Genomic DNA, 17,207 nt, shown 5'->3' on the forward strand with positions numbered 1-17,207 from the left:
GGCGCCTGCCCTGCGCCTCCTGCGGGAACGGCGCGCAGGCCGATTCGATCGGGCGCGATGTCTGGTACAAAGTCCCGATGACGACCCCCGTCGCCGCCTCCATCCTCGACCTCCTGCTCGGACTGGAGCTCGGAGCGCTCGGCCAGGCCGCCCGCGACCGCTGGTCGCTCGAGGGCGTCAGCTTCAAGCGCCGGCCGGACGGCGTGCTCGAGGCCGGCGCCCGGCATTTCGAGGCCACCGCGCTGCACCTTGCGTCCGGGGAGCTCGCGCTGGAGATCGGCCGCGTCGCCGTGCATGAGTGCGTGATGCAGGTACGCACCGCGTCCGGTGTGCCGCGCCTGGCTGCCATCGAAGCGGCCGAGGCCGAGCTCTCGGGCGTGACGCTGCAGGGCCCGCTGACCGTGCCGCCGCAGATCCGGGCCGCCTGGGGCGCCTTGCAGAGCGATGGCGGCGCGGCGCCCGCCCCTGCGGCGGCCGACGCCTGGTGTCTCGAAGCACTCGCTACGGCAGAGGGCACGGTCCGCGGACAGATCACCGACGCACACCTGCTGTTCGACGCCGATGTCACGGTGCCGATACGGCACGGCGAGATCGACTTCAACGATGCGACCGTCGAACACGTGGGCCCGGACTCGCGGATGGGCGTGAGCCGGCTGGGCCTCTATGTCGATGCGCCGAACGGACGCAGCTATCTCTACCAGTTCGCGTCCGCACCGCTCGCGGGTGTCGAGTTCGAGCGCCGCGGCGCCTTGCTGAGTCCCTGGGTCTCGGAGCGCGGCAAGCTGCACCTGAAGGCTTTCGCCGAAACCATGCTGCGCCAGCTCGGTGGCGGCCAGCGCCAGGGATTGACCGAGCAGGCGCGCCTGCTGCTGGGCCGCACGGCGCTCTCGGGCGAGGTCCGCCTCGGCGACGGACGCTTTGCCATGCCGGGCCTGCAAGCGCACGTGGACGGGCGGGCCGAAGGCCGCAACGCGGTTGCCCTGCGCTCCGAGGCGCTGGGCCAGGGCCTCGGCATCGAGATACCGTCACTCTCGGCGCGCGACGCGGCGGCGGACTTCCGGGGCGCGCGGCTGGCGTGCGACAGGGTCACGGCCCGGGTCAAGCTCCAGCTGCTCGCCGACGGGCCGCGCATGCGCTTCGTGCTGGAAATGGAAAACTGCAAGCTCGCAAGGCCACGGCTGGAAGCTGCTGCGCATTGAAGAGAGGGTTTGTCCCGAGGATGCAAAGCGGCAAATGTCGTCCGCGGTACAAACTCTGCGCGCCCGCATCCCTACGATGACCGGGCCCACAGGAAACCAGCCATGTTGCCCGCCAAGGAACTCAATGCCTTCTTCGAGCGGTGCATCTGGCCGCGGGCCCTGACGCAGGCAGAGCGGACGAAGGCCTTCGAAGCGCTGTACGTCCGTCACCATGAAGCGCACTCCTGCGTGTGCCAGCGCGACGAGATCGCCGACAGCTGGATCGGCGTGCTGGAAGGTTTTCTTCGTGTCCAGGACACCACCGCGGACGGCCGCCTGATCATGTTCACCGGCGTGGCATCGAGCGGCTGGATCGGCGAAGGATCTCTCCTGAAGCCCGAGCAGCGCAAGTACGAAGTCATGGCGACGCGCCCGACCACCACCGTCCATCTGCCGCGGGCCACGTTCTCCTGGCTGCTCGAGCGAAGCATCCCGTTCAACCATTTCGTGCTGTCCCACCTGAACGAGCGGCTCGGCCAGTTCATCGCGATGGTGAAGTTCGATCGGGTGCTCGAACCCACGGCGCGCGTCGCTCGCGGCATCTCCAGCCTCTTTCATCCGGTGCTCTACCCCAACACCGACTCGACGCTGCGCATCAACCAGGAAGAGATCGGCATGCTCGTCGGCATCTCGCGCCAGCGCGTCAATACCGCCCTGACCGAACTCGAAAGCGCGGGCCTCATCCAGCGAGGCTACGGCTACATCACGGTGATGGACAGGCCGGCACTCGCGAAGTACCCCTAGCGGGGCTGCGTGCGCCCGAGCACGCCGAAGGGTTTTTCCTTAGAAGTTAGCGGCCCGAATGTCGGTTGCGAACCAATTGCCGGAAGTCTCGCCTTCCAGAATCTCCTGGGCATCGCTCCATCTCGTTGCGGTGCGCAGGCTGAACACTGACAAAGGAATAGAGACATGCACTTCTTATCCCCAAGGGCATCATTCGCCCGCGTAAAGCTTCATGCCGCTGCCGCCAGCGTGGCGATGCTGGCCGCTTGCGGCGGCGGGTCCGGCAACCATGGCGCGCTGCCTGTGCTGCTTCCCTTACCGCCCGCCGCACAACCCGAAAATCCCCCCGCCCCGCCCGTCGTCACGGCCCAGAAGGCGTGCGGCGAACTGTCCGGTAAAACCGTGGCCGGCGCTGCACTCTCCGCCGCCATGTCGGCCGCGACCGCAGACGTTCCCGTGTACTGCAAGGTGACCGGCACCATTTCCCCTTCGCTGAACTTCCAGATCTCCCTGCCCGAGGCATGGAACGGCAAGCTCTACTACCAGGGCGGCGGCGGCTACAACGGCGCCATCACGCCGCCCTCGGCAGAAGCCCTCCGCCAGGGCTACGCCGTGGCCGCCAGCGACTCCGGCCACCAGGACAATGCCTTGAGCGCGAACTTCGCGTTGACCGACACCTTCGCCGCCCAGCTGTTCGGCAGCCTCTCGGTGCCCACCGTGATGTCGACCGCGACCGAGACGCTGGCGGCCGCCTACGGGGCGCCGCCGGCGAAGTCGTACTTCGAGGGCTGTTCCAACGGCGGACGAGAAGCCTTGATGGCGGTGCAGCGCTCGCCCAATCTCTTCGATGGCGTCATCGCACGTGCGCCCGCGTACAACTGGGTGGGCTTCATGGGCGCCTTCAATCGGAACTCGAAGGCGCTCGCCGCGCCTGGCGGCGCATTCAGCGCGGCAAAGACCGCCCTGCTGGGCAAGCATGTGCGAGACGCCTGCGACGGCCTGGACGGCGTCGTGGACGGCGTCGTGTCCAACCAGGCCGCATGCACGCCGGCGCTCGTGAACGTGGCCGCGCTGCGCTGCGCAGGCGGCACCGATGGCGGCGACAGCTGCCTGTCGGATGCACAGCTCGGCGTGGTGGCCTCGTGGACCACCGAAGCCACCTTCACAGGCAGCACCACCTTCCGCAACGCAGGCTGGAACCTGACCGGCAACGAGGACGATCCCGGTGCCTGGAGGACCTGGCTCACGGGCGACGGCGACGTCACGATGGCGCTGCAGTTCCTGTTCCAGGATACGACCGTGAAGAACTATCTCGCCCGCGACCGGACTGCGAGCTCGCTGGCCTACACGCCCTGGGACCAGAACCAGAACGCGCTCTACGCCATGGCCGCGCTCAACGATGCCACCAACACCGACATCCGGCCGTTCCTCAACAGCGGCGGCAAGCTGATCCTCTGGCATGGCGGCAACGACGCCGCGCTCAGTGCCAGGTCGACCGTGGAGTACTACGGCAACATGCGAAGCGCAGTGGGCGCCGCGGCGGCCGATGCGTCCACGCGCTTCTACATTGCGCCGGGCGTGAACCATTGCGCCGGAGGACCGGGTGCCGACACGGCAGACCTGCTGACGGCGCTCGACCAGTGGGTGACCAAGAGCAAGGCACCTGCCACGCTGGTTGCACAGAAGCGCGACGGCGACGGCACGGTGGCGCTGAGCCGGCCCCTGTGCCAGTACCCGCAATATCCGCGATACACGGGGCCGGCCAACGACGCGGCCGCTGCGAAGCTGGCCGCCAACTACGCCTGCAGCTCCTGAGCGGCGGCGCGGGTGGGCGGGCTCACCCGCGCGCCACGTCGACCACGGCCTTCGCGAAAGCCTGGGGCGCTTCCTGCGGCAGGTTGTGGCCGATGCCGCCGGCGACCAGCCGGTGCTCGTAGCGGCCCGAGAACTTCTTCGCATAGGCGCTGGGGTCGGGGTGCGGCGCGCCGTTGGCATCGCCTTCGAGCGTGATGGTCGGCACGCCGATCACCGGCGCCTTGGCGAGCCGGTCTTCCAGCGCCTGGTACTTCGCCTCGCCATCGGCCAGGCCGAGGCGCCAGCGGTAGTTGTGGACCGTGATGGCCACGTGGTCGGGGTTCTCGAAGGCCACGGCGCTGCGCTCGAACGTGGCCGCGTCGAAGTTCCACTTCGGCGATGCGAGCTGCCAGATGAGTCTGGCGAAATCGTGCCGGTTCTTCTCGTAGCCCGCACGGCCGCGCTCGGTCGCGAAGTAGTACTGGTACCACCACTGCAGCTCGGCCTCGGGCGCAAGCGGATTCTTGCCGGCCTGCTGGCTGCCGATGAGGTAGCCGCTGACCGACACCAGTGCCTTCACGCGCTCGGGCCAGAGCGCGGCCATGATGCAGGCCGTGCGCGCACCCCAGTCGCAGCCCGCAACGGTCGCGGTTGGGATCTTCAGCGCATCCATCAGCGCGACGATGTCGACGGCCACCGCCGACTGCTGCCCGTTGCGCGGCGTGTCGGCCGACAGGAAGCGGGTGGTGCCATAGCCGCGCAGGTACGGCACGACCACGCGGAAGCCCGCAGCGGCAAGCCGCGGTGCGACGTCGGCGAACATGTGGATGTCATAGGGCCAGCCGTGGAGAAGAATCACCGCCGCGCCATCCGCGGGCCCGGCCTCGTAGTAGCCGATGCGCAGGCTGCCGGCCTCGATGCTTTTGAGCGGCTCGAGGCGTGCGGCGCTGCCGGTGCCAGTGGTTTGCGCGAACGCGGGCGTCATCGCGCCCAGCTGGGCGGCGGCCAGGCCGAGCGCCGCCTTGGCGAGGAAAGAGCGGCGGGGCAGCTGGAGGGAAGCGGTCATCGGGAGTCCTTTCGGGTCTGTGGCGGGCATCGGGTGGTGGGCTTGCCGGCCGGATCGCATGCGCTGTCCGGCCCGGTGAAGCGATTGTTCGGCGCGAAGGCCGCCCGCCGCCCGGCTTGCGTATGCCTGTGTATCCAGCGCGGCTTCGCGGACAATAAATTTCAAACCGCGGCCGCCCGCCGGCCCGCCCCTACAGACCCAGGCGCGTCAAGGCCAAGGCCACGGTGGCCAGTTGGACCACGTTGAGCATCATCCCGGCGACATGAAGCCGGCGGAACCGGTACACCGAATTGCCGGTCTCCGGGATGGAGTGGCGCAGCAGGTCCATGCGCGGGATGATGATCCAGCGGCGCAGCGCGAACGCCAGTGACGCGATGCAGGCCATGCCCAGCGCGAAGGCCGGCCTGCCGGACCAGGCATAGCTCAGTGCTGCCGCGCTGGCGGTCAGCGTCACGGCCACGTAGTACACGTTGAACAGGCCGCGGATGAAGCGCGAGTCCAGCGGGGTGTCGTGCTTGAGCACCAGCAATGGCAGCGAGCCCATCATGAAGAAACCCATCCACACGAGCAGGACGACCGTGGCGATGAGCGCAATGACCATGGGGAGCATCCGGAATCCTCCGTCGCGGCCGTCCGGGCCGCCAGCCGAAGTATGGGAGCGAGCGGCAGCAGCGGGAAGACCTACGCCGCGATGTTGACGGGATGCGCGCGCAGGGCCACGATGACGCATTCCCGCAGCGGAGCCCGCAGGCTTCGCGCAGGGCCTGCAAGGAGATCGCCATGGCCGAGAACGACAAGCTTTTCGCGGGTTCGATTCCCCGGATGTACGACACGCTGATGGTGCCGCTGATCTTCGAGGCCTATGCGGCGGACATGGCGGAGCGGGTCGCGGCCTTCGCGCCCGCTGCGGTGCTTGAAACCGCAGCCGGCAGCGGCGCGGTCACGCGCGCGCTGGCACCCCGGCTCGGCGCCGTCGCACGCTACGTGGTCACCGACCTGAACCAGCCCATGCTCGACCATGCCGCCGCACGGCAGGGTCCCGACGGCCGGATCGAATGGCGGCAGGCCGATGCGCTCGCGCTGCCGTTCGACGATGCCTCGTTCGACGTGGTCTGCTGCCAGTTCGGCGCGATGTTCTTCCCCGACCGGTCCGCCGGCTACGCCGAGGCGCGCCGCGTGCTGCGGCCGGGCGGGCACTTTGTCTTCAACGTGTGGGACCGGATCGAGGAAAACGCGTTTGCGGACGACGTCACCCGTGCCGTGGCCACCGTCTTTGCGCACGACCCGCCGCGATTCCTCGCGCGCACGCCGCACGGCTACCACGACACCGCGCTGATCCGCGAAGACCTTCGGCGCGCGGGCTTTGCCGACATCCGGATCGAGACGCTCGAGAAGCTGAGCCGCGGACCCTCGGCCCGCGACGTCGCGATGGCCTATTGCCAGGGAACGCCGCTGCGCAACGAGATCGAGGCGCGCGACGCGCGCTTGCTCGGGGAGGCGACGGACCGCGCGGCGCAGGCGATCGCGAGCCGGCATGGCCAGGGCCCGGTGGCCGGCAAGATCCAGGCGCACGTGATCGTGGCCGCGGGATAGCGCGGCCCCGGTCCGGCCTCAGTTGGCCTTCGACAGGCGCCGCCGCGCCTTGACCGCCGAAGCCAGGCTCTCGAGCACCGGCACCGTCTGCGCAAAGCCGATGCAGGCATCGGTGATCGACACGCCGTGCCGCGGCGTGACGCCCGGCTTCAGGTCCTGGCGGCCTTCCTCGAGATGGCTCTCGATCATGAGGCCGGTGATGCGCCGCTCGCCGCCCGCGATCTGTGCCGCCACGTCTTCGGCGACCACGATCTGGCGCTGGTGCTGCTTGCTGCTGTTGCCGTGCGAGACGTCGACCATGACCTGCGGCCGCAGCCCGTTCGCCAGCAATGCCTCGCAGGCGGCCGAGACATCCGCGGCCGAATAGTTGGGCGCCTTGCCGCCGCGCAGGATGACGTGGCAGTCGTCATTGCCGCGCGTCTCGAAGATGGCCGCCATGCCCATCTTGGTCATGCCCATGAAGGCGTGCGGTGCGCGCGCCGCAAGGATCGCGTCGGCCGCCACCTTGACGCTCCCGTCGGTGCCGTTCTTGAAGCCGACCGGGCAGCTCAGGCCCGAGGCAAGCTGCCGATGGCTCTGGCTCTCTGTGGTGCGCGCGCCGATGGCGCCCCAGGCAATCAGGTCGGCAATGAACTGCGGGCTCAGGAGGTCCAGGAACTCGGTGCCCGTCGGCAGGCCCAGCGTGGTCAGCTCGAGCAGCAGGCGCCTTGCCTTCTCCAGCCCTTCGTTGATCGCGAAGCTGCCGTCCAGGTGCGGGTCGTTGATGTAGCCCTTCCAGCCCACGGTGGTGCGCGGCTTCTCGAAATAGGCCCGCATCACGATCAGCAGGTCGTCCTGCAGCGAGTCGGAGACGGCCTTCAGCCGCTGCGCGTATTCGATCGCCTGGTCGTGGTCGTGGATGGAGCATGGGCCGACCACGACCACCAGCCGGTCGTCGCGGCCGTGCAGCACGTCGGCAATGGCGGCACGGCTGCCCTCGACCAGCGCGAGCGTGTTGTCGCGCACCGGCACGCGTTCCTGCAGCAAGGCAGGCGTCATGAGCGGACGAACGGCGCCGATGCGCACGTCGTCGATGCGCGTGGTGTCGAGCGTGCTGTCGCGGGAGCCGATTTCGGCGTCGTGAAGGGGGTCGTCGAGACGGGGCATGGTCGTGGTCTTGATTTTCGGAAAAGGGGCTGCCTCGATTGTCCTCTCGAAGGCAGCGGCGCCTTTTCAGAAAAGAATGACCCGTTCCGTTCGCCCCGGCACGCGCCGGGAGGGCACTCAGCGAACAGCCTTGTTGCCGCGCACCCGAGCCGCGTCGCGGCGCGCCTGGCGGTGCTTGCGCGCCACCACGCGCGTCGCCACGCTGATCACGAAAAGGCCCACGGCCTGCTGCAGGAGCTTGGCGGTGGCCTTGCGCGTGCGGTCCTCGAGCTTGCGCCGAGTCTCCTCGACCTTCTCGAGCGTCTCGGTGTCGTCCTCGAGCTCGTGCGCCCGCACCGCGCTGCTGTCGGTGCCCTGCTCCGACTGGCGGGCGGCAAGTTCGGTGGCCGCCGTGGCCTTGCCCGCGGCCACGGAGCCGTGGGCGTTCGCATAGACCTTCGTGAATTCCGCGCCAAGCAAAAATATCTGCGCCGCGTAGTACACCCACGCCAGCAGCACCACCAGCGATCCGGCCGCGGCGAAGGATTCGGTCACGCTGCTCTTGCCGAGATACAGGCCGATCAGCACCTTGCCCACTTCGAACAGCACGGCGGTCACCGCCGCGCCGATCCACACGTCGGGCCATGCGATGGGCGCACTCGGCATGAGCTTGTAGATCATGGCGAACAGCACCGTGAGAATGCACAGCGTGAGCACTGCATTGACGATCTGGAGCACCAGCTCCCACCCCGGAAAAAAGCCGACGCTCCAGTTGCCCAGCGCCGCGAGCATGGCGCTGACGACGAGCGACACCATCAGCAGGAACGCAAGCCCCAGGATCAGCCCGAACGACAGCACCCGGGCGCGCAGGATGCCCCACACGCCGCTGGGCTTCGCACGCTCGGGCACGTGCCAGATGCGGTCCAGTGCGCTCTGCAGTTCGGCAAAGACGGTGGTCGCACCGACGACGAGCACCACGGCGCTGATGCCTCCGGCAATCAGCCCGCGCGACGGTTCGTTCGCGCTCTTGATCAGCGCCTGGACCGCCTCGGCGCCTTCCTGCCCGATCAAGCCCGTCAGCTGCGCGGCGATCTGGCCTTGCACCGCCTCCGCGCCGAACAGCGCGCCCGCCAACGCGATCACGATCACCAGCAGCGGCGCCAGCGAGAACATCGTGTAGTACGAGATCGCAGCTCCCATGCTCGGCGCATAGTCGTCCACCCAGGCCATTGCGGCCTCCTTGCACAGGCGTAGCAGGTGCTTGAGCTTGTTCATGGGAGATGGAAAGTCGCTCTTTCACAAAGGCGGCTTTGTAGGCAGACGCCGCTTCAGCGTGCAAGGCCCGCGGTGAGCGCGAGCCGCGGCAGTGCAGCTAGGCGGGCACGGTCCGCATCGCCGCGCACACGCGGTTGCGCCCGCCGGCCTTCGCCGCATACAGCGCCTGGTCCGCGGCACGGATCAGTTCCTTGGGCTGCGCCGCGCCGGGCAAGGGCTGGAGTGCATCCACGCCCGCGCTCAACGTCACGAATCCGTCTTCGGTGCCGGCATGGACGATCTTGAGTTCGCGTACCGCGCTGCGGATGCGCTCCGCCAACACGACCGCCCCCGCCACGTCGGTGTTCGGCAGCAGCACCGCCAATTCTTCCCCGCCGTAGCGCGCCGCCAGGTCTCCCGGCCGCCGGCCCGCGACCCGGGCGATGGTGCGGCCGATGGTCTGCAGGCATTCGTCGCCGGCCGAGTGGCCGTAGATGTCGTTGTACTGCTTGAAGCAGTCCACATCCATCATGATCAGCGCGAGCGTGCTGGCATTGCGCATCGCGCGGCCGAACTCGTTGTCCAGCGTCACGTCGAACTGCCTGCGGTTCGCGAGCCCGGTCAGGCCGTCTTCCATGGCCAGCGTGTTGAGCGTCTTGTTCAGCGTCTCCAGCGCGTCGCGCGCGTGCCTCAGCTCGTCCTCCGTCTTGATCTGGAGTTCGAACTGCTTGACCAGCCGCCATCCGACGAATCCGACGACCAGCGCGAGCACCATGACGCCGGCCGTATGCCAGAGCGTTTCCTGCCACCAGCCGGCCAGCGTCTCGTCCTTCGACAAGGCCGCGCTGACGAACAGCGGGTAGTCCTCGAGCCGGCGGAAACTGTTCAGCCGCATGGTGCCGTCCTGCGCCGACTTGATGAACGCGGCGCCGGCTCCCCCCTGCGCGGCATAGGCGCGAAACAGCCCCGTATCGCGCATGTCCCGCCCGACCATCTCGGCCACGAACGGCCGGCGCGTCATCATCGTTCCGCTGTCGAGCACCAGCGCCACCGCGCCGCCCTCGCCGATGTCCAGGCTGCCGTAGAACTTCATGAAGAAGTCGATGTCGATGGTCGCGAGCGCCACGCCGGCAAAGCTGCCGTCCGCATGGTTGATGCGCCGCGACACCGGCACCAGCAGCTCGCCGCTGGTGCGGCTCTTCACCGGAATGCCGATGTGCGGGCCACGGTCTTCGTTCGTGCGATGGAAGATGAAGTACTCGCGGCTCGCGTTGTTCAGGTTCTGCGGCGGCGTGCGGCGGGAGTTCGCGACCCAGTTGCCGTCCTGGTCGTAGATGTGCAGGCCGTCGAGCTGCGGAAACTCGTCGACCTGCGCGCCCAGCACCTTGCGAAGCCGCTCGACCGCCGCCGGTCCGGTGCCGTCGTGTTCGACCCGTTCGACGATGCCGACCAGCGCCGAATCCGCCGCCTTGAGCGTGTCGTTGGCCTGCTGCGCCATCGCGCGCGCAAGGTTCGAGGCCGCCACGTTCATCTGCCGCAACTGGACCGTGCGCGACTGCCAGCTGTTCCAGCCGTCGATCGCCAGCAGGCCAAGGCAGACGATGGCCACGAAGGCCATCGTCCTGAAGGTGATGGAGGGTCGGCGAAACACGTTGGGGTTCCAGGGTCGGATCAAGGGTCGGTCGCACTTTGACACATCCGGGCCCCGATGGCGCCGAATCGACGCAAAACAGCGGGGCACCCCGCACCCCGGCGGCAGGGTTTGCCCTATTTTTTAGTTATTCAATAAAACTATATTGATTATCTTGAATAACTTCATCATCGCCGGATAGCACCCGGCAAGGAGACACCGATGCGCCAGATCATGTTCTCTTCGCGCCGCCCAGCTTGGGCCGCGCTGGCCGCAGCTTCCGTGCTCGCCGCCTGCGGGGGCGGCGGCGGCGGGGGCGGCGGCGGTGGCAACACCGGTTTTGCCTTCGTTCCGCCCGCCCCGGGCGTCGGGAGCGGCGCGTTGCCGGAGGCGCGCCCCGGCACACTGCAGTCCTGCAGCGATCTCGCGAGCAAGGCAACCTTCGCCAACACCGTCTACACCAGCGTGACGACGGTGCCGGCGGGCACGCTCGCCGTGGTGGGCGTGGGCACGCCGGCGCCCGCGCACTGCCTGGTGCAGGGCCAGATGAACCAACGCACCAGCAGTGTCGATGGCAAGACCTACGCCATCGGCTTCGAGATGCGCCTGCCGGTCGACTGGAACGGCCGGTTCTTCTACCAGGCCAACGGCGGGCTCGACGGCAGCGTGGCGCGCGCGACGGGCGGCATCGGCGGTGGTGCGCCCACGAGCACCGCACTGCACAGGGGCTTCGCGGTCATCAGCTCCGACGCCGGGCACTCGGGCGCGCAGATCCCGACCTTCGGCATCGACCCGCAGGCGCGGCTGGACTACGGCTACAACGCCGTCGCGCAACTGACGCCCATGGCCAAGAACCTGATTGCCGCGGCCTACGGGCGCGCACCCGACCGCTCGTACTTCGGCGGCTGCTCGAACGGCGGCCGCCATGCGATGGTGGCCGCGGCCCGGTCCGCAGGCCAGTACGACGGCATCCTGGCCGGCAACCCGGGCTTCAACCTGCCGAAAGCCGCGGTGGCCCAGCTCTATGGCGTGCAGCAATATGCCAAGGTGACCACCGCCACCACGCCGGCCGGCAAGCCGGACCTGCAGACCGCATTCACGCCCGCGGAGATGACCACGGTGGCCAACGCCGTGCTCGCGCGCTGCGACGCCATCGACGGCGCGACCGACGGCATCGTGGCCGACGTGCAAAGCTGCAAGCAGGCCTTCGACCTGGCGAGCGCCGTGCCCACCTGCGGCGCCACGCGCAACGGCAGCTGCCTCACGGCCGCGCAGAAGACCGTGCTCGACAACGTCTTCACGGGCGCGCGCAACAGCGCCGGCACCGCGCTGTACAGCGGCTTTCCGTACGACGCGGGCATCAGGGGCGCCGACTGGCGCCAGTGGAAGTTCGCCAATTCGCAGAACCTGGACACCGCCGCCGTGGGCTTCGTCTTCAGCACGCCGCCGCTGGGCACGAGCCGTCCGCCCGGCATCGACTTTGCGCTCGGCTTCAGCATGGACGCCGATGCGCCGGGCATCTTCGCGACGACGGCGCTCTACACCGAGTCGGCGATGTCGTTCATGACGCCGCCCAATCCCACCAACCTGTCGGCGCTGCGCCAGCGCGGCGGCAAGCTCATCGTGTACCACGGCACCAGCGATGCGGTGTTCTCGTCGGACGACACCACGCGCTGGTACGAGCAGCTGCGCGCGGCCAACGGCGGCGATGCCTCCGGTTTCGCGCGCTTCTTCCCGGTGCCCGGCATGAACCATTGCGGCGGCGGCCCGGCCACCGACCAGTTCGACATGCTCGCACCGCTGGTCGCGTGGGTGGAACAGGGCAAGGCGCCCGCCTCGGTCATTGCCAACGCACGCGGGCCCGGCGCCAACGTGGTCAATGCCGAAGTGCCGGCCGACTGGTCACCCGCTCGCACACGGCCGCTCTGCCCCTACCCACAGACCGCGGTCTACATGGGCGGCAGCCTCGAGTCGGCCGCGAGCTTTTCCTGCCGATAGGCGACACGGCGCTGCGCAGCGCGTCGCGTCGCCGGTGCCGTGCCACCCTTCGGATGGATGCCGGCCAGCCTCACTCATCGAACTCCTGGCCTGTACGAGGCGCACCAGGAGCCTGCTCGTCGAGGGATTGCCGGTACCTGATGCAACCACGCATGAACTGCGGCCACGCGGGAACGGCGATGGCCGGTTCCAATCGCTCCGGCAGCAGCAGCCAAAGGTCCGGGTGGTGCCAGCACAGCTCGTGGCTGCTGGAATCCCTGTGCTGCCGGATCGCGGCGCGCAGCTTCCGCACTTCCGCGACGAGTTCCGCACGGGACATCGCATCGAGGTCTTCGTCCATTTGCCAGCACCTCCGCAAAGGGATGAGGCGGGCGAACTGCGCCTGGGCGCAATCCCCAGCCCGAGAGTGCGCAGGATAGTGCGAGGCGGCCGAACTGCCCAGCTTTCGAACGACCGGCTGGCGGCCTATGCCGCGCCCGCGTGCGACCAGCCGAGCGACACGCGGGTGCCTTCACCGCGCCGGCTCTCGATGCGCAGCCGGGCGCCGATCGCCTCGGCCTGCTCCCGCAGTCCCACCAGTCCGTAGTGGCCCGCCGCCTCGGCGCCCGGATCGAAGCCGATGCCATCGTCGGCGATCTCCAGCTCGACGCCGCCATCCGCCGCGCGCTGCAGGCGGACCAGGAGCCTCGCCGCGCCCGCGTGGCGTTCGACGTTGCGCAGCACTTCCTCGCACATGTGAAACACGGTCTCCGCCGGCTCGGCCGCCAGTGCGGACAGTTCGGGGTCGATGCGGGCATCGAGCTCGATGCCGGAGCGCTCGCCCAGGCTCTTGGCCAGTTCGGCCAGGGCCGCACCCAGCCCGATGTCGCGCACCGGGTTGCTGCGCAACTGCTCGATCGCGCGGCGCGCCTCGTCCAGGCCGTCCCGGGCCGCCTGCTCGGCGCGGACCAGCTCGTCCGGCAGCGCATCGGGCCGGCTGGACGCCAGGCGCTTGAGCACCCGAATCTCGGTGAGCATCGCCATCATCGAATGCGCCAGCGTGTCGTGCAGTCCGCGCGCCAGCCGCAGGCGCTCGCGCACCACCGCGGCGTCGCGCGATTCCTTGGCCAGCCGGTTGATCTCCTCGGTGCGCTGGCGCACGCGTTCGTCCAGCTCGGCATTGAGTTGCCGCAGTTCATCGCGCTCGCGCTGCAGCGTGTCCAGCAGGCGGTCCAGCGCGCTGCCCAGCCGCGCGGCCTCGTCGACGCCTTGCGGCACTTCGATGCGCGTGGCGCTTCCGGCCAGCACCGCGTCGGCCGAATGCGCGATCACGCTCACGCGGCGCGTGAGGCGGTGCGCCACCACGACACCGGCCGCCGCGGCGGCCAGGCCCAGCAGGCTCAGCACGATGGAGATGCGCCATTCGATGGCGGTTGCAAAGGCCGCGACCGATTCGACCGGCTGGATCACCACCGCGTGCCAGCCGAGCCGGCGCAGCGTGCCGTCGCGGGCATTGGGCGGGGTCGCGATGAGGTAGGGCCGGTTGTCCAGCAGCCGCCTGGTGCGGATGCGCGTCGGCAGATCGGACCCGTCGGTGCCCAGGCCGGCCACGGTCGGATCGAAGGGCGTGACCGGTTCCCCGAGGTCTTGCCAGCGCTTGCCCAGCAGCGCGCCCGGACCGTGGCGCACGATGCCGTCGCGATCGACCAGGAGCCATTCGCCCGGCGAGGCGCGGATCTCGCCCACCATCTTCTGCACCCAGTTCCAGCTCAGGTTGGCGGCAACCACGCCGATGATCGCGCCGTCGGCGTTGCTCACCGGCGCGGTGAGCTTCAGGAAGCGCTCGTTCGGCGAGCGGCCGTCCTCGATCCACGCGGCGTCCAGGCCTTGCGAGATCCATGCATGCTGGTTGACGTTCTGGCCGACCACCTGTTCGTCCGTCGCCGCGACGATGAAACCGTCGGCGTCGGTCACCGCCAGCCAGATCAGGTCCGGCACGCCGCGGCGCACCGCCTGCAGCGACCGCTTCAGGCGTTCGCCCTGGCTGTCCTGCACGTCTTCCGACAGCATGGTCGCCACCACGCTGACGGCCTGCAGGCGCAGCAGCAGTGCGGTGTCGAGCTCGGCATTGACGTGTTCGGCCGCGGCCTCCAGGCGCTGGCCGTGCTGCTCGAGCAGCGTGGTGCGCACGAAGCTGCGCAGCCACAGGTTGGCCGCGAGTGCCAGGCACAGGGTGAGCGCGATCAGCAGCCAGCCGATCGCGGCCGCCATGGAGCGCCGGGGATCGATGCGACGTGCGAGGTTCATTGCATGCGGATTCTCGCAAACGGAGGCCATGACTTTCGGCATGGGTAGTTCCCCTTGGCACTCGGGGTTTGTCTCGATCCGCCGCGTGACTTCCGGCAGGCGCGCCCGCGGCGGTTTGCGGCAACAGTTGCACCCATCGCGATCCGTGCCCCCAGCGCGACTGATTCACAACCCTGACAACGTGCCGCGACGCGATCGGCGCGACAACGAACGGAGACAAACGAATGAACCCCACTTCCCCGGCACAGCCCGCATCCGGCGCGCCGCCCCGCCTGTTCGACAACCGCTGGCTGCAACTGGCCGTCGGCATCGTCTGCATGATCGCCACCGCGAACATCCAGTACGCATGGACCTTGTTCGTGCCGGAAATCCAGGGCAAGTTCGGGTGGGAGCGGGCGTCGATCCAGATCGCCTTCACCATCTTCGTGCTGGTGCAGACATGGCTCGCGCCGATCGAGGGCTATTTCATCGACAAGTTCGGGCCGCGCCTGATCGTGGCCTTCGGCGCACTGTTCATCGGCGCCGCCTGGGTTGTCAACTCGCAGGCCACGACGCTGATGGGCTTCTACCTTGGCGCGGCCATCGGCGGCATCGGCGTGGGCTCGATCTATGCCACCTGCATCAACAACGCGCTCAAGTGGTTCCCCGACCGCCGCGGCCTGGCGGTGGGCCTCACGGCCGGCGGCTACGGCGCCGGCTCGGCCGCCACCATCCTGCCGATCGCCGCGATGATCGAATCCTCGGGCTTCCAACAGGCGTTCCTGTTCTTCGGCCTGCTGCAGGGCTCGCTGGCCTTCGCCGCGGCCTGGTTCCTGCGCCAGCCCAAGGGCAACGAAGTCCGCGGCTCGACCAAGCTCGCGCAGAGCCGCCGCGACTACACGCTGGGCGAAGCGCTTCGCACGCCGCTGTTCTGGCTCATGATCCTGATGTTCTCCTGCGTCGTCACCGGCGGCATGATGGCCGTCGCCCAGCTGGGCGTGATCGCACAGGACCTGGGCGTGAAGAACTTCAAGGTGGACCTGTACTTCGTCACCATGGCCGCACTGCCGCTCGCGCTGATGCTCGACCGGGTCATGAACGGCATTTCGCGTCCGCTGTTCGGCTGGATCTCCGACCACATCGGCCGCGAGAAGACGATGGTGATCGCCTTCACGCTCGAAGGCATCGGCATCATCGCGCTGGGCTACTTCGGCCACAACCCGTGGGCCTTCCTGATCCTGTCGGGCGTGGTCTTCCTGGCCTGGGGCGAGGTGTATTCGCTGTTCTCCGCGCTCGCCGGCGATGCCTTCGGCACCAAGCACATCGGCAAGATCTACGGCGTGCTGTACTGCGCCAAGGGTGTCGGCGCGCTGTTCGTGCCGCTGGGCAACCTGATGATGGAAGCCACCGGCACCTGGTCGACCGTGCTCTACACGGTCGCGGGGCTGGACCTGTTCGCGGCCTTCCTCGCCATCGTCGCGCTGCGGCCGATGCTGGCCCGTCACACCTCCGGCAACGCTGCCGCATCGCATGCGCCATCGCCGTCGCCTTCGCCTGAAATCGCGATGCCGGGGCTCTCGCCCGCAGGCCGCTCGGCCTGAGCGTCCCGCTCTCTGAATTCAATGCACCCGTGGGTCCGGCCTTGCCGGTCTCACGGGTGCATTTCGCATTCAGGGAGGCGCCGAGGCGCGTCGCGGACTACTTCTTCAACACCAGCACCGCCAGTTCGGTGCGCGTGTTCGCGTGAAGCTTCTGCATGATGCGGCTGACGTGGTTCTTGGCCGTTCCCTCGGCAAGGTTCAGCGCGGTGGCGATCTGCCGATTGCCGTAGCCCTTGGCGATCAGTTCGAGCACCGCGGCCTCGCGCTCGGTCAGCGGCTTGGTCGCATCGGGCTGCGGCGACGTGCCGGCCTGGGCCTCGGCGCGCGCATCCGGCACGGGCATGGGTGCGGGAGCCGGCTCCTGCGCGACGCGGTCCGCGAGCAGGCGGAACTGGTCCATCACCTTGCGCGCGATCTGCGGCGTGAGCCGCGATTCGCCGCGATGCACCGCGCGGACCGTGTCCAGCACCTCTTCTTCCGAGGCATCCTTGAGCAGGTAGGCTTGCGCGCCGGCACGCACCGCGTCGAACACGAGGTCGTCGCGGTCGAAGGTGGTCAGCACCATCACGCGCGTGTGCGGCAGCGCGGCCGAGATCTCACGCGTGGCGAGCACGCCGCCCTTGCGCGGCATGTGCAGGTCCATCAGCACCACGTCGGGCCGCGCGCGGCGGGCCAGCTCCACGGCTTCGACGCCGTCGGCGGCCTGGCCGACCACTTCGATGTCGGGCGCGGCATCGAGCAGCATGGCCATGCCGCGGCGGATCAATGCCTGGTCGTCGGCAATCAGCACGCGGATTTTCGGCGCGGCCTGCGCAGCGGAAGGCGAGGGTTCGGCAGTGGTGCTCATGGCTAGGCCGATTGTGCCCCGAGGCGTGCGGAAAGGGTGTTGCAGATGTGTACGGCCTCACGGCCTGCCTGCA

The 17,207-nt window shown here is 68.8% G+C and carries 14 protein-coding genes; 6 read left to right on the forward strand and 8 right to left on the reverse strand.

From position 1 onward, the window contains the following. Nucleotides 1-77 precede the first annotated feature (77 nt). The 3 genes from ABID97_RS28120 (at nucleotide 78) to ABID97_RS28130 (ending at nucleotide 3,776) form a co-directional block, all read left to right on the forward strand. Nucleotides 78-1,199, forward strand: a complete 1,122-nt coding sequence (locus ABID97_RS28120) for a hypothetical protein (protein ID WP_354402702.1) — start codon at nucleotides 78-80, stop codon at nucleotides 1,197-1,199. A gap of 102 nt (nucleotides 1,200-1,301) precedes the next feature. After that, nucleotides 1,302-1,982, forward strand: coding sequence for a Crp/Fnr family transcriptional regulator (locus ABID97_RS28125; RefSeq protein ID WP_354402704.1), 681 nt, complete (start codon nucleotides 1,302-1,304; stop codon nucleotides 1,980-1,982). Nucleotides 1,983-2,390: 408 nt separating this feature from the next. Then, nucleotides 2,391-3,776 (forward strand): DUF6351 family protein, encoded by a 1,386-nt coding sequence (locus tag ABID97_RS28130; protein WP_354402706.1) that lies wholly within the window; start codon nucleotides 2,391-2,393, stop codon nucleotides 3,774-3,776. Nucleotides 3,777-3,798: 22 nt separating this feature from the next. Here ABID97_RS28130 and ABID97_RS28135 read toward each other — a convergent pair whose 3' ends face one another. Beyond that, a complete protein-coding gene (locus tag ABID97_RS28135; protein ID WP_354402708.1) occupies nucleotides 3,799-4,821 on the reverse strand; it encodes an alpha/beta fold hydrolase in 1,023 nt (340 codons plus the stop codon). 190 nt (nucleotides 4,822-5,011) lie between these two features. After that, complete coding sequence (locus ABID97_RS28140; protein ID WP_354402710.1) at nucleotides 5,012-5,431, reverse strand: hypothetical protein; 420 nt, start codon at nucleotides 5,429-5,431, stop codon at nucleotides 5,012-5,014. A gap of 170 nt (nucleotides 5,432-5,601) precedes the next feature. Here ABID97_RS28140 and ABID97_RS28145 point away from each other — a divergent pair, with 170 nt between their 5' ends. Beyond that, the gene (locus ABID97_RS28145) at nucleotides 5,602-6,414 is read left to right on the forward strand and encodes a class I SAM-dependent methyltransferase (protein WP_354402712.1); all 813 of its coding nucleotides are present in this window, start codon (nucleotides 5,602-5,604) and stop codon (nucleotides 6,412-6,414) included. An 18-nt stretch (nucleotides 6,415-6,432) separates the two neighbouring features. On the opposite strand, the gene ABID97_RS28150 is transcribed toward ABID97_RS28145, so the two are convergent. From ABID97_RS28150 to ABID97_RS28160, 3 genes are all read right to left on the reverse strand, one after another. Further along, complete coding sequence (locus ABID97_RS28150) at nucleotides 6,433-7,560, reverse strand: 3-deoxy-7-phosphoheptulonate synthase (RefSeq protein WP_354402714.1); 1,128 nt, start codon at nucleotides 7,558-7,560, stop codon at nucleotides 6,433-6,435. Between the two features lie 117 nt (nucleotides 7,561-7,677). Continuing rightward, complete coding sequence (locus ABID97_RS28155) at nucleotides 7,678-8,814, reverse strand: YihY/virulence factor BrkB family protein (RefSeq protein ID WP_354402716.1); 1,137 nt, start codon at nucleotides 8,812-8,814, stop codon at nucleotides 7,678-7,680. Nucleotides 8,815-8,911: 97 nt separating this feature from the next. Beyond that, complete coding sequence (locus ABID97_RS28160; RefSeq protein ID WP_354402718.1) at nucleotides 8,912-10,444, reverse strand: diguanylate cyclase; 1,533 nt, start codon at nucleotides 10,442-10,444, stop codon at nucleotides 8,912-8,914. A gap of 201 nt (nucleotides 10,445-10,645) precedes the next feature. Between ABID97_RS28160 and ABID97_RS28165 the strand changes: the two genes are divergently transcribed. Then, entirely contained in the window at nucleotides 10,646-12,421 is a 1,776-nt protein-coding gene (locus ABID97_RS28165; protein ID WP_354402720.1) for a tannase/feruloyl esterase family alpha/beta hydrolase, read from the forward strand. Between the two features lie 70 nt (nucleotides 12,422-12,491). Here ABID97_RS28165 and ABID97_RS28170 read toward each other — a convergent pair whose 3' ends face one another. Then, a complete protein-coding gene (locus tag ABID97_RS28170; RefSeq protein ID WP_354402722.1) occupies nucleotides 12,492-12,761 on the reverse strand; it encodes a hypothetical protein in 270 nt (89 codons plus the stop codon). Nucleotides 12,762-12,886: 125 nt separating this feature from the next. After that, the gene (locus ABID97_RS28175; protein ID WP_354402724.1) at nucleotides 12,887-14,707 is read right to left on the reverse strand and encodes a histidine kinase; all 1,821 of its coding nucleotides are present in this window, start codon (nucleotides 14,705-14,707) and stop codon (nucleotides 12,887-12,889) included. A 224-nt stretch (nucleotides 14,708-14,931) separates the two neighbouring features. Here ABID97_RS28175 and oxlT point away from each other — a divergent pair, with 224 nt between their 5' ends. Then, nucleotides 14,932-16,287 carry an oxalate/formate MFS antiporter gene (oxlT, locus tag ABID97_RS28180; RefSeq protein WP_354402726.1) on the forward strand — a complete coding sequence of 452 codons (1,356 nt, stop codon included), beginning with the start codon at nucleotides 14,932-14,934 and terminating at the stop codon, nucleotides 16,285-16,287. 97 nt (nucleotides 16,288-16,384) lie between these two features. Here oxlT and ABID97_RS28185 read toward each other — a convergent pair whose 3' ends face one another. After that, nucleotides 16,385-17,134 (reverse strand): response regulator transcription factor, encoded by a 750-nt coding sequence (locus tag ABID97_RS28185; protein ID WP_354402728.1) that lies wholly within the window; start codon nucleotides 17,132-17,134, stop codon nucleotides 16,385-16,387. Nucleotides 17,135-17,207 lie beyond the last annotated feature (73 nt).

This window comes from Variovorax sp. OAS795 (assembly GCF_040546685.1).
Classification (GTDB): Bacteria; Pseudomonadota; Gammaproteobacteria; order Burkholderiales; family Burkholderiaceae_C; genus Variovorax.

What these genes read in the sequence shown, in the direction of transcription:
- ABID97_RS28165 (WP_354402720.1), top strand. Translation starts at nt 10,646, where the DNA reads ATGCGCCAGATCATGTTCTCTTCGCGCCGCCCAGCTTGGGCCGCGCTG.
- ABID97_RS28150 (WP_354402714.1), bottom strand. Translation starts at nt 7,560, where the DNA reads ATGCCCCGTCTCGACGACCCCCTTCACGACGCCGAAATCGGCTCCCGC.
- ABID97_RS28130 (WP_354402706.1), top strand. Translation starts at nt 2,391, where the DNA reads ATGTCGGCCGCGACCGCAGACGTTCCCGTGTACTGCAAGGTGACCGGC.
- ABID97_RS28145 (WP_354402712.1), top strand. Translation starts at nt 5,602, where the DNA reads ATGGCCGAGAACGACAAGCTTTTCGCGGGTTCGATTCCCCGGATGTAC.
- oxlT (WP_354402726.1), top strand. Translation starts at nt 14,932, where the DNA reads ATGAACCCCACTTCCCCGGCACAGCCCGCATCCGGCGCGCCGCCCCGC.
- ABID97_RS28125 (WP_354402704.1), top strand. Translation starts at nt 1,302, where the DNA reads ATGTTGCCCGCCAAGGAACTCAATGCCTTCTTCGAGCGGTGCATCTGG.
- ABID97_RS28155 (WP_354402716.1), bottom strand. Translation starts at nt 8,814, where the DNA reads ATGAACAAGCTCAAGCACCTGCTACGCCTGTGCAAGGAGGCCGCAATG.
- ABID97_RS28135 (WP_354402708.1), bottom strand. Translation starts at nt 4,821, where the DNA reads ATGACCGCTTCCCTCCAGCTGCCCCGCCGCTCTTTCCTCGCCAAGGCG.
- ABID97_RS28185 (WP_354402728.1), bottom strand. Translation starts at nt 17,134, where the DNA reads ATGAGCACCACTGCCGAACCCTCGCCTTCCGCTGCGCAGGCCGCGCCG.
- ABID97_RS28170 (WP_354402722.1), bottom strand. Translation starts at nt 12,761, where the DNA reads ATGGACGAAGACCTCGATGCGATGTCCCGTGCGGAACTCGTCGCGGAA.
- ABID97_RS28140 (WP_354402710.1), bottom strand. Translation starts at nt 5,431, where the DNA reads ATGCTCCCCATGGTCATTGCGCTCATCGCCACGGTCGTCCTGCTCGTG.
- ABID97_RS28120 (WP_354402702.1), top strand. Translation starts at nt 78, where the DNA reads ATGACGACCCCCGTCGCCGCCTCCATCCTCGACCTCCTGCTCGGACTG.
- ABID97_RS28175 (WP_354402724.1), bottom strand. Translation starts at nt 14,707, where the DNA reads ATGAACCTCGCACGTCGCATCGATCCCCGGCGCTCCATGGCGGCCGCG.